The sequence below is a fragment of the Pseudomonas cremoricolorata DSM 17059 = NBRC 16634 genome (genome assembly GCF_000425745.1).
GTDB classification, from domain to species: Bacteria; Pseudomonadota; Gammaproteobacteria; order Pseudomonadales; family Pseudomonadaceae; genus Aquipseudomonas; species Aquipseudomonas cremoricolorata.
This window is the reverse complement of sequence record NZ_AUEA01000002.1, coordinates 32,149-43,904: the sequence shown is the minus strand read 5'-3', so window position 1 is coordinate 43,904 and position 11,756 is coordinate 32,149. Positions and strand designations below refer to the sequence as shown.

The following is an 11,756-nucleotide window of genomic DNA, read 5'->3' as shown; positions in this document are numbered from 1 at the left end:
GGCTGCCGGCCCGCGCCCATGAACGCCGCCTTCGCCTCCCTCAGCCTGACTCACCTGCGTACCCTGGAATGCCTGCTGCAGCTGAAGAACCTCAGCCACGCGGCGCAGCGCCTGGGCTGCAGCCAGTCGGCACTCAGCAGACAACTGACCCACCTGCGCCAGGCCTTCGCCGACCCGTTGCTGGTGCGCCAGGGGCGCGGCTATGGCCTGAGCGAAACCGCCGAGCAGTTGTTGCAGCCGTTGCAGGAGGTGCTGCTGGCGCTGCAGGCCTTGCCTCAACCTGCGGCGTTCGATCCGGCGCGCTGCGAGCGGCGCTTTTGCCTGGCGGCTTCCGACTACGTGGCAGAGCACATGCTGCCGCTGCTGGTGGCCGCGCTGGAGCGGGAGGCCCCGGGGGTGTCGCTGGTCTATCGCAGCTGGCAGGCCGGGCAGTATCAGTGGTTGGCCAATGGCGAGGTCGACCTTGCCACGACCCTGTTCGACGAATCGCCCGCCAACCTGCATGGCCGGCTGCTCGGTGAAGACCGCGCTGTGTGCCTGATGCACCGCGAGCATCCACTGGCGGCGGTCGATGCGCTGAGCCAGGACGATTACCTGGCTTACCGCCACGTGCGCATCTGCGCAGGCGGTGACAAGGACAGCTTCGTCGATCGGCACCTGCGCGCCCAGGGCCTGCAACGCAGGGTCAGCCTGGAGGTGCCGTTCTTCAGCGCTGCGGTGCAGGTGGTGGCCAGCAGCCAGGCGCTGGTCACGGTGCCCGAGCACATCGCCAAACAGCTGTGTCAGCGCCATCCGCTGGTCTGGCGTGGCCTGGGCTTCGTTCGCCACAGCCAGCGCTATTGGGTGGTTTGGCATCAACGTTTGCATGGTTCAGCCGAGCACTGTTGGCTGCGCGAGCGGGTGTTCAGCCTGTGGCAGCAATCGCAGTTCAGTGTCCAGGGCGGCTCGCCGCTTTCGACATAGCAGCTATGCGCCCGGCGCGGTTCTTCCCGCCGCGCGCCCAGCCTACACTGCCGGCCTCGCTCCCCCGCTGGCGTCCTCCGCCACGGGCCAGCCTGTGGAGGACCGCCAATGACCCCCGAAGAGTTTCGCCGCCATGGCCACCAACTGATCGACCTGATCGCCGACTACCGCCAGAACGTAGAGCAGCGTCCGGTCATGGCTCAGGTCGCGCCCGGCTACCTGAAAGCCGCACTGCCCAGCGCCGCGCCGCAGCAGGGCGAGGCGTTCGCCAGTTTGCTCGGTGATGTCGAGCGCTTGCTGATGCCGGGTCTGTCGCACTGGCAGCACCCGCAGTTCTATGGCTACTTCCCCTCCAACGCCAGTCTGCCCTCGGTGCTGGGCGACATGCTCAGCACCGGTCTGGGTGTGCTCGGCCTGTCGTGGCAATCCAGCCCGGCCCTTAGCGAGCTGGAAGAAACCACCCTCGACTGGCTGCGCCAACTGTTCGGCCTGTCGAGCCAGTGGAGCGGGGTGATTCAGGACACCGCCTCGACCAGCACCCTGGTGGCGCTGATCTGCGCCCGTGAACGGGCCAGCGGCTACGCCCTGGCGCACGGCGGCCTGCAAGCCCAGGCGGCGCCGCTGATCGTCTATGCCAGCGCCCACGCCCACAGCTCGGTGGACAAGGCCGCGCTGCTGGCAGGTTTTGGTCGCGACAACATTCGCCTGATCGCCACCGACGAACACTTCGCCATGCGTCCCGAGGCCTTGCAGGCGGCAATCGCCGACGACCTCGCCCGAGGCAACCAGCCGTGCGCCATCGTCGCTACCTGCGGTACCACCGCCACCACTGCGCTCGACCCGCTCGCCGCCGTGGGGCAGATCGCCCAGGCCCATGGCCTGTGGCTGCATGTCGATGCGGCGATGGCCGGCTCGGCGATGATCCTGCCTGAATGCCGCTGGATGTGGGAGGGCATCGAGCTGGCCGACTCGCTGGTGGTCAATGCGCACAAGTGGCTGGGCGTAGCTTTCGACTGCTCGCTGTACTACGTGCGCGATCCGCAGCACCTGATTCGGGTGATGAGCACCAACCCCAGCTACCTGCAATCGTCGGTCGACGCCGAGGTGAAGAACCTGCGTGACTGGGGCATTCCCCTGGGCCGGCGTTTCCGCGCCCTGAAGCTGTGGTTCCTGCTGCGCAGCGAAGGCGTCGAGGCGCTGCAGCAACGTTTGCGCCGCGACCTCGACAACGCCCGCTGGCTGGCGGAGCAGGTCGCGGCTAGCCCCGACTGGCAACTGCTGGCCCCGGTGCACTTGCAGACCCTGTGCCTGCGCCATTGCCCGCCTGGCGTCGAAGGCGCGGCGCTGGATCAGCACACGCGCAACTGGGCGCAGCGCCTCAACGACAGTGGCCAGGCCTATGTCACCCCGGCGCAGTTGCAGGGCCAGTGGATGGTTCGGGTGTCCATCGGCGCGTTGCCCACCGAGCGTGAGCATGTCGCGCAGCTGTGGGCGGCCCTGCAGGCGGTGGTGCGCTGACAGAGCCAGGCTATCGCCGCTCAACACTCGCTCTATTAGACCTGCAATGAGCCTCGGCTACGCTCTTCCAAGGGCTGCCGGGTCTGTTATCCGGCAGCCGCGGCCGTGCAGCGACCGCATCGATGAAGGGGGAGGCTGGCACCGTGCGTGCAGCCACCCTGGCAACTGGCGCAGACCGGAATCCAACCAGACCCGAGCCAATGGGAGAGAGAGATGTCTAGCGAATCGAAGTGCCCGTTCCATCAAACCGCAGGCAGCGGCACCAGCAACCGCGACTGGTGGCCTGACCAGCTCAACCTGAGCATCCTCCACCAGCATTCGAACAAGTCCGACCCGCTGGGTGAGGAGTTCGACTACCCCAGTGCCTTTCGCCAGCTCGACTTCCAGGCGCTCAAGCAAGACCTCCACGCGCTGATGACCGATTCCCAGGACTGGTGGCCGGCCGACTTCGGTCACTACGGGCCGTTGTTCGTGCGCATGGCCTGGCACAGCGCCGGCACCTACCGCATCGCCGATGGCCGTGGCGGTGCAGGCTCGGGCCAGCAGCGTTACGCGCCGCTCAACAGCTGGCCGGACAACGTCAGCCTGGACAAGGCCCGGCGCCTGTTGTGGCCGATCAAGCAGAAGTATGGCCAGCGCATCTCCTGGGCCGACCTGATCGTGCTGACCGGCAACGTGGCGCTGGAGTCGATGGGCTTCAAGACCTTTGGCTATTCCGGCGGGCGTGCCGATGTGTGGGAGCCGGACCAGGACGTGTACTGGGGTTCGGAAAAGGTCTGGCTGGGCGGCGATACCCGCTACGGCAAGGCGCAGACCAAGGCTCAGGAACCCGGCCAGGGCGACCTGGTGGCCGAGCCTGAGAAACACGCTGAAGAACAAAGCCGCGATCTGGGCGGTGAACGCAATCTTGAAAACCCGCTGGCGGCGGTGCAGATGGGCCTGATCTACGTTAACCCCGAAGGCCCCGAGGGCCACCCCGACCCGGTCGCCTCAGGCCGTGACATTCGCGAAACCTTCGCCCGTATGGCCATGAACGATGAAGAAACCGTGGCACTGATCGCCGGGGGTCACGCCTTCGGCAAGACCCACGGTGCCGCCCCCGCTGACAACGTCGGCGCCGAGCCGGAAGCGGCCGGCCTCGAAGCTCAGGGCCTGGGCTGGCACAACCGGCATGGCAGCGGGGTTGGCCCAGATGCGATCACCAGCGGCCTGGAAGTGACCTGGACCTCGACCCCCACGCGCTGGAGCAACGAGTACCTGGAAAACCTATTCAACTTCGACTGGGAACTGACCAAGAGTCCCGCCGGCGCGCACCAGTGGCGACCGACCGCAGGGCAGGGCGCCGGGCAAATTCCCGATGCCTTCGATGCCGGCAAGCGCCACGCACCGTCGATGCTCACCTCCGACCTGGCGCTGCGCTTCGACCCGATCTACGAACCCATCGCCCGGCGCTTCAAGGAGCATCCCGAGCAACTGGCCGATGCTTTCGCCCGCGCCTGGTTCAAGCTGATCCACCGTGACATGGGGCCGCTGTCGCGCTACCTCGGCCCGGAATTGCCGCACGAAGAGCTGCTCTGGCAAGACCCGCTGCCCGCGCCGGGCGCCGCCCTGTCGGCCGAAGACATCGCACAGCTCAAAGGCCAACTGCTCGCCTCGGGGCTGACGGTGCCGCAGTTGGTGCGCACCGCCTGGGCCTCGGCCTCGACCTTCCGCGGTTCGGACAAACGCGGCGGTGCCAACGGCGCCCGTGTGCGCCTTGCGCCGCAGGTGGACTGGGCGGCCAACGAGCCGCAGCAGTTGCGGCAGGTGCTGGCGCAGTTGGAGCAGATTCGCAGCCAGTTCAACGCCGGCGGCAAGCAACTGTCGATGGCCGATCTGATCGTGCTGGGTGGTTGCGCGGCGGTCGAGCAAGCGGCCAAGGACGGCGGTCACTCGGTCAGCGTGGCGTTCCACGGCGGGCGCAGCGATGCCAGCCAGGCGCAGACCGATGTCGAGTCGTTCGCCGTGCTCGAACCGCTGCACGACGGCCTGCGCAACTTCAGCAAGGCGCGCTACAGCGTCGCCGCGGAAAAACTGCTGCTCGACCGCGCGCAACTGCTGACCCTCACCGCGCCGGAATTGACCGTGCTGGTCGGCGGCCTGCGTGTGCTGGGCGCCAACCATGGCGATAACCAGCAGGGCGTGTTCACCGACCGCGTCGGGGTGCTGAGCAACGACTTCTTCCGCAACCTGCTCGACATGGGCGTGGTATGGACCCCGGTCAACGGCGACAACGAAGCCTTCGAAGGCCGCGACCGCAGCAGCGGCCAACTGCGCTGGAGCGCCAGCCGGGTCGATCTTGTGTTTGGCTCCCACGCGCAGTTGCGCGCGTTGGCGGAGGTGTACGGCAGCAGTGATGGCAACGAACGCTTCATCGAGGACTTCGTCGCGGCTTGGGAGAAGGTCATGGAGCTCGATCGCTTCGACCTGCGCTAACGGCGGTCAGCCGCACCAGCGCTTGGGTGTGCAGCACGCAACCCTCTACACTGCACCTCTGCAACTCACTCCACGGCAGCCCATCGGCTGCCGTGCTTTTGGAGGTGTCACCTTTGACCGCTGATTCTGACCTTGCCAAGCTGCCGGGCATTGCCGTGAGTGCCGAGGCGCTCGAGGTGCTGGCCGATGCCGCCAGCTACCGCGAAGCACTGCTGCAACGCATCGCCACGGCGACCCGGCGCATCGTGCTGGTGGCGCTGTACCTGCAAGAAGACGAGGCCGGGCAACAGGTGCTCGATGCGCTGTACCGGGCCAAGGCTGCGCGGCCCGAGTTGCAGATCACCGTGGTGGTCGACTGGTTCCGCGCCCGCCGTGGCCTGCTCGGCGGTGGCAAACAGCCGGGCAACGCCGCCTGGTACCAGGCGCAGCGCCAGTTGCATGGCCTGGATGTGGTGATTCACGGCGTGCCGGTGCAGACCCGCGAGCTGTTCGGCGTGCTCCACCTCAAGGGCAGCGTCATCGATGATTGCGTGCTGTACACCGGTGCCAGCCTGAACAACGTCTACCTGCACCGCTTCGATCGCTATCGCCTCGACCGCTACCACCTGCTGCACAGCCCTGAGCTGGCCGACGCCATGGTGGCCCTGGTGCAGCGCATTCTGGCCAGTGACGCGACACCGCGCCTGGACGTGCCCGAAGCGCCCGACCCGCGCAGCCTGCGCGGCAAGATCCGCCGTCTGCGTGGCCACTTGCGCAGTCAGCAGTACGCGCCTGCGGCCCCGGTATTCAGCGGCCTGCGGGTGATCCCGCTGCTGGGCATCGGTCGTGGCAACCTGCTCAACCACACCCTGTGCACGCTGGTGCGCGCCGCGCGTGGCGAGCTGGTGCTGTGTACGCCGTATTTCAACCTGCCGCGCATGCTCCTGCGCGAGGTGCGCCTGGCGCTGGCGCGCGGGGTACAGGTCGAGCTGATCGTCGGCCACCGCACCGCCAATGACTTCTACATCGCCCCCGACCAACCCTTCAGCGCCAGCGGCGTGCTGCCTTACCTCTATGAAGACAACCTCAGGGCTTTCGTCCGCCGCCAGGCCAAGGCCATTGCCCGCAAGCAACTGAAACTGCGTATGTGGAACGACCCAGGTCACACCTTCCACGCTAAAGGCATGTGGGTCGACCAGCGCTACAGCCTGCTGACCGGCAACAACTTCAACCCTCGCGGCTTCAACCTCGACCTGGAAAACGCCCTGCTGATCGACGATCCCGACGGCGCCTGGCTCGAGCCACGGCACCGCGAGCTGGAGGGCATTCGCCGGCACACCGAACTGATCGAGCATCCGGCCGAACTGGGCGAGAAGGGCGATCACCCGAAAAAGGTCCGCACCTTCCTGCGCCGTTTGCGCTATACCCGGCTCGGGCCGTTGATCAAGCGGGTGCTGTAGGGGCGGTCAAAGGCCCCTCGAACGATGTGGCTCTAGGGGTTTCGGCGTCTCAGGACTCCACCTGATCCTGCGCCGCCACCCGCTGGCACAGCTCGATGATCTGCTCGCGCATCCAGCGATTGGCCGGGTCCTGATCGGTGCTTTCGTGCCAGTACAGGTGCGTTTCCAGCGGTGTGACCTCCACCGGCAGGGGCAGGTGGCGCAACTGATGGCGGCGGGCGAAGCGTTCCGGCACGGTCATCACCAGGTCGGACTGCTGCAACACCTGGCAGGCCATCAGGTAGTGCTGCGAGCGCAATACCACCTTGCGCTGAACGCCCATCTTGCCCAGCGCCAGGTCGACGTAACCCAGGCCATTGCGCCGGCTGGAAATATGGATGTGCGCCATCGACAGGTAGCTTTCCAGGGTCAGGCGGCTGTCGGCCAGCGGGTGGCCCTGGCGCAGGGCGCAGACGAAGCGGTCTTCCAGCAGCTTGACGTGGCGTACCTGCGGGTCGGTGTTGAGCGGCGCATCCACGGCGAAGTCCAGGCGCCCGGCGGCCAGCTCCTTGGTGGTCTCGCGACGCTTGCTCAGAAAACTCTCGATCACCACCCCCGGCGCCAGCCGGCGCAGGCGCTGGAACAGCGGTGGCAGGATCACGGCCTCGATCAGGTCGGTCATGCTGATGCGAAAGGTCTTGTTCGCCTCCAGCGGGGTGAAGGTGCGGCTTTCCTGCACCGAGGTGCGCAGCAGGGCCAGTGCGCTGCGCACCGGGCCGATGATGTTCTGCGCCATGGGCGTGGGCACCATGCCGTGGGCAGTGCGCACGAAGAGTGGATCGTTGAAGGTGTCGCGCAACCGCGACAGGGCATTGGACACCGCCGGCTGGGTAATGCCGACGATCTGCCCGGCGCGGGTCAGGTTGGCTTCGGTGTAGATGGCGTCGAAAACGATGAACAGATTGAGGTCGACCTTGCTGAGGTTCATGCGCGTGGCTCGATGGCAGGCAATGCGCTCGATCATATAGCGCTTATGAATGTTAATACACGTTGAAAATAGGCTGGATGGATGCCGCTGCACTGACCTACGCTCGCGCCCATTCGTGCTCATCGCCCCCAGGACGCCACCCATGGATTTCTCCTACACGCCCAAGGTCCAGGCCCTTTGTGAGCGCGTCAGCGCGTTCATGGATGCCTATGTATATCCCGCGGAGGCGCTGTTCGCCCGTCAGGTTGCCGAGGGCGATCGCTGGCAGCCCACCGAGATCGTCGAGGTGCTCAAGCGCCAGGCCCAAACCGAAGGGTTATGGAACCTGTTTCTGCCCGAATCCGAGTACGGCGCAGGCCTGAGCAACCTGGAGTACGCGCCGCTAGCGGAAATCATGGGCCGCTCGCTGCTCGGCCCGGAGCCGTTCAACTGCTCGGCGCCCGACACCGGCAACATGGAAGTGCTGGTGCGCTATGGCAGCGACGAACAGAAACGCCGCTGGCTCGAGCCGCTGCTGCGCGGCGAGATCCGTTCGGCCTTCGCCATGACCGAGCCTGACGTGGCGTCCTCCGATGCCACCAACATGCGCGCCAGCGCGCGCCGCGAAGGCGATCAATGGGTGATCGACGGGCGCAAGTGGTGGACCTCAGGCGCCTGTGACCCGCGCTGCAAAGTGCTGATCTTCATGGGTCTGAGCAACCCTGACGGTGCACGCCATCAGCAGCATTCGATGATCCTGGTGCCAACCGACACGCCGGGGGTGAAGATCATTCGGCCGCTGACGGTGTTCGGCTACGACGATGCGCCCCATGGCCATGCCGAGGTGCTGTTCGAGAATGTGCGGGTGCCCTACGAGAACGTGATTCTTGGCGAGGGTCGCGGCTTCGAGATCGCCCAGGGGCGTCTGGGGCCGGGGCGCATCCATCACTGCATGCGTTCGCTGGGCATGGCTGAGCGGGCGCTCGAACACATGTGCCGGCGCGCCAGCGAGCGGGTAGCGTTCGGCAAACCGCTGGCATACCTGGGCGGCAACCTCGACCGCATCGCCGACTCGCGCATGCAGATCGACATGGCCCGGCTGCTGACCCTCAAGGCTGCGTACATGATGGACACGGTCGGCAACAAGGTGGCGCGCAGCGAGATCGCCCAGATCAAGGTGGTGGCGCCCAACGTTGCGCTGCAGGTGATCGACCACGCCATTCAGTTGCATGGCGGCGCTGGCGTCAGCGATGACTGCCCGCTGGCTTACATGTACGCCATGCAGCGCACTCTGCGCCTGGCCGACGGCCCGGACGAAGTACACCGGGCAGCGGTGGGCAAGTACGAACTGGGCCGCTACCTGCCGCCACGCGCCTGAGGCTCGCTGCGGCTCACAGCACGATCAGCTCGCGCACCTTGGCCACCAGCGCATCGACCGCGAAGGGCTTGGTCAGGATCAGCATGCCCGGTTCCAGCTGCCCGCTGCCGATGGCGGCGCTTTCCGCGTAGCCGGTGATGAACAAGGTTTTCAGCTCCGGGCGCAGGGCGCGCCCGGCATCGGCCAACTGCCGGCCATTGAGGCCGCCGGGCAGGCCGACATCGGTGATCAGCAACTCGATGGCGGTGTCCGAACGCAATACCGCCAGGCCGGCGACGCTGTCGGCAGCGTCGATGATGGTGTAGCCAAGTTCGCTCAGTACATCGTTCAGCAACATGCGCACGGTCGGCTCGTCGTCGACCACCAGCACGGTCTTGCCGGCCTGGATGTGCAGGTCGGTGCTGGCGCTCGGCTCGATGCGCGGCTCGACGCTGTCGTCCTCCGAGCGTGGCAGGTAGATCGACACCGTGGTGCCTTCGTCCAGCTTCGAGTGGATCCGCGCCTGACCGCCGGACTGCTTGGCAAAGCCATAGATCATCGACAGACCAAGGCCGGTGCCTTGGCCGATCGGTTTGGTGGTGAAGAACGGGTCGAAGGCCTTGGCCAGCACCTCAGGGCTCATGCCCATGCCGGTGTCGCTGACGCTCAGCGACAGGTACTGCCCGGCCGGAATGTCCAGCGCCCGCGCCGCATCGGCGTCGATCCAGCGGTTGGCGGTCTCGATGATGATGCGCCCGCCCGCGGGCATGGCGTCGCGGGCGTTGATGCACAGGTTGAGCAGGGCATTTTCCAGCTGACTGGCATCGGCCCGGGCCGGCCAGCTGCCGCTGACACTCACGGTCTCGATGACGATGCTCGGGCCGACGGTGCGCTGGATCAGATCGCTCAGGCCTTCTACCAGGCGGTTGACGTCGATCGGTTGCGGGTCGAGGGTCTGCCTGCGCGAGAACGCCAGCAGGCGGTGGGTCAGGCCCGCAGCGCGCTTGGCGGCGCCTTGCGCGGCGGTCATGTACTTGTCGATGTCCTGCACCCGGCCCTGGCCGATGCGCAGGTTCATCAGCTCGAGCGCGCCTGAGATACCGGCCAGCAGGTTGTTGAAGTCATGGGCCAGGCCGCCGGTAAGCTGGCCGACCGCTTCCATCTTCTGCGACTGACGCAGTTTTTCTTCCGACTGCATCAGCTCCAGGGTGCGTTCGGCGACCCGCTGTTCGAGGGTCTCGGTGAGGTGGCGCAGCGCCTTGAGGGCGTCGTCGCGCTGTTCGCGCACGGCGCGGCGTTCCTCGACATCGATCAGCACGCCGGGAAAATCCAGCGGCGTGCCGTCGGCGGCGTGATCGACCCGGCCATTGGCCTCAATCCAGTAGTAGCGGCCATCGGCGCGGCGCACGCGGTACTGGTGGGCATAGGCGCCGCCGCGCTTGCACGCTTCATCGATGGCGGCGATCAGCCCGGCGCGGTCTTCCGGGTGCACGGTGGCGACCACCTGTTCCAGGCTCAGGCCCACACGCCCCAGCGACGGGTCGAGGCCGAAGGCCAGGGCGAAGGCTTCATCGACGGTGAAACGGTCGTGCACCAGATCCCAGTGCCAAGTGCCGATGATCGCCCCGGCAGCCAGGGCCAGTTGCACGCGCTCGACGTTTTCCCGCGCCAGCTGCTCACTGACGCGCAGCCGTTCCTGGGCCGTACGGCGTTCGGTGACATCGTTGAAGAAGATGCCGATCTGGCGCTTTTCCGGCTCACCGACGCGCACCGCGCGCACATCGAACCAGCGCTCGAAGGCTTCGGCGTAGTTTTCGAAGTGGGTCGACTCGCCCGTCCTGGCCACGTGTCCATAAACCTGGAACCAGAACGGCTCGAGGTCAGGCGCGTATTCGGTGACCCATTTGCCCTGCAGGTTGACCCCGGCCTGGCGCTCGAACGCCGGGTTGACCTCAAGGAAGCGGTAGTCGACCGGCTGGTCCTGGGCGTCGAACTTGACCTCGACGATGGCGAACGCCGTTTCGATGATCTCCAGCATGGTGCGAAAGCGTTCTTCGCTCTTGCGCAGCGCAGCTTCGGCCGAGCGCATGCGGGTCAGGTCGAGCATGGCGCCGATCATGCGCACCGCATTGCCCTCGGCGTCGCGGCTGACGTGGCCGCGGTCGAGCACTTCGGCATACGAGCCGTCGGCGCGCTCGAAGCGGTAGCCATCGCTCCAAGCGGTTTCGGTGCCGTCGATCACCGCCCGCAGCGAGGCATGGATGCGCGCGCGGTCGTCGACATGAATGTGCGATACCCACCATTGGTGGAGCATCTGATTGGGTTCGAGGTGATGGCCATAGGCTTCGTGCAGGGCATCGTTCCACAGCACGTAGTTGCTGCGCAGGTCCCAGTCCCAGATGGCGTCGTTGGTGGCCTTGGCCGCCAGACGGTGGCGCTCCTGCGCTTCGGCCACGGCGCGTCCGGCCAGGTGTTCCTGGGTGCGGTCGCGCAGAATCTTCATGAAACCCAGGTGGACGTCGCTTTCGCTGTACAGCGGCATCATCTCGCCCGAGGCCCAGAACTGCCCGCCGTCCTTGCGCAGATGCCAGCGCTCGTCGGACACCCGACCGTCGCGCAGGGCCAGGCGCATTTCTTCGGCGACCCGGCCGTCGGCACGGTCGCCATGGGTGAAAAAGGCCTCAGCGGTGTGCCCGCACATCTGTTCGGCGCTCCAGCCCATGACATGCACCGCGCCGGAGTTCCAGTCGGTGATCACCCCGTGCTGATCGGTCAGCACAATGGCGAAATCCACTGCGCTCTCGAACGCGGCCCACTGTCGCGCGGCATTGCGCGCGCGGCGCGCATGCTCGGCGCTGGCCGCTGCACGCTGGACGTCACAATGTGGCTCGGCTGGCTGGTCGGGGTCGAGGCCAGCGGCATCGAGCAGCGCGCGTAAACGCAGGATTTCCGCGTGCAGGGCCTGCTGTTCAGCAGCGCCAGAGGAGGGAGACAGCGGGTTCTGGACGGTCATTCTGTTCGGTCACACAGGGCCACGGGGAGGGTGCCTGGAAGGTTG

The 11,756-nt window shown here is 66.5% G+C and carries 7 protein-coding genes; 5 read left to right on the top strand and 2 right to left on the bottom strand.

Going from position 1 to position 11,756, the window contains the following annotated elements:
- Positions 1 to 18: 18 nt before the first annotated feature.
- The 4 genes from H618_RS0102710 (at position 19) to pssA (ending at position 6,395) form a co-directional block, all read left to right on the top strand.
- Complete coding sequence (locus H618_RS0102710) at positions 19 to 963, top strand: LysR family transcriptional regulator (RefSeq protein ID WP_028693601.1); 945 nt, start codon at positions 19 to 21, stop codon at positions 961 to 963.
- A 108-nt stretch (positions 964 to 1,071) separates the two neighbouring features.
- Positions 1,072 to 2,481 (top strand): DOPA decarboxylase, encoded by a 1,410-nt coding sequence (locus H618_RS0102705; RefSeq protein ID WP_028693600.1) that lies wholly within the window; start codon positions 1,072 to 1,074, stop codon positions 2,479 to 2,481.
- A gap of 213 nt (positions 2,482 to 2,694) precedes the next feature.
- The gene (katG, locus tag H618_RS0102700) at positions 2,695 to 4,956 is read left to right on the top strand and encodes a catalase/peroxidase HPI (RefSeq protein ID WP_028693599.1); all 2,262 of its coding nucleotides are present in this window, start codon (positions 2,695 to 2,697) and stop codon (positions 4,954 to 4,956) included.
- 113 nt (positions 4,957 to 5,069) lie between these two features.
- A complete protein-coding gene (pssA, locus tag H618_RS0102695; RefSeq protein ID WP_033727425.1) occupies positions 5,070 to 6,395 on the top strand; it encodes a CDP-diacylglycerol--serine O-phosphatidyltransferase in 1,326 nt (441 codons plus the stop codon).
- Positions 6,396 to 6,444: 49 nt separating this feature from the next.
- Here the strand turns inward: pssA and H618_RS0102690 are convergent, their stop codons facing one another.
- Positions 6,445 to 7,362, bottom strand: coding sequence for a LysR family transcriptional regulator (locus H618_RS0102690; protein ID WP_028693597.1), 918 nt, complete (start codon positions 7,360 to 7,362; stop codon positions 6,445 to 6,447).
- Positions 7,363 to 7,504: 142 nt separating this feature from the next.
- Here H618_RS0102690 and H618_RS0102685 point away from each other — a divergent pair, with 142 nt between their 5' ends.
- Entirely contained in the window at positions 7,505 to 8,719 is a 1,215-nt protein-coding gene (locus H618_RS0102685; RefSeq protein ID WP_028693596.1) for an acyl-CoA dehydrogenase, read from the top strand.
- Between the two features lie 13 nt (positions 8,720 to 8,732).
- On the opposite strand, the gene H618_RS0102680 is transcribed toward H618_RS0102685, so the two are convergent.
- Complete coding sequence (locus H618_RS0102680; RefSeq protein ID WP_028693595.1) at positions 8,733 to 11,642, bottom strand: PAS domain-containing hybrid sensor histidine kinase/response regulator; 2,910 nt, start codon at positions 11,640 to 11,642, stop codon at positions 8,733 to 8,735.
- Positions 11,643 to 11,756 lie beyond the last annotated feature (114 nt).

Coding starts and splice junctions, on each gene's coding strand:
- H618_RS0102710 (WP_028693601.1), top strand. CDS start 19: ATGAACGCCGCCTTCGCCTCCCTCAGCCTGACTCACCTGCGTACCCTG.
- H618_RS0102705 (WP_028693600.1), top strand. CDS start 1,072: ATGACCCCCGAAGAGTTTCGCCGCCATGGCCACCAACTGATCGACCTG.
- katG (WP_028693599.1), top strand. CDS start 2,695: ATGTCTAGCGAATCGAAGTGCCCGTTCCATCAAACCGCAGGCAGCGGC.
- H618_RS0102690 (WP_028693597.1), bottom strand. CDS start 7,362: ATGAACCTCAGCAAGGTCGACCTCAATCTGTTCATCGTTTTCGACGCC.
- H618_RS0102685 (WP_028693596.1), top strand. CDS start 7,505: ATGGATTTCTCCTACACGCCCAAGGTCCAGGCCCTTTGTGAGCGCGTC.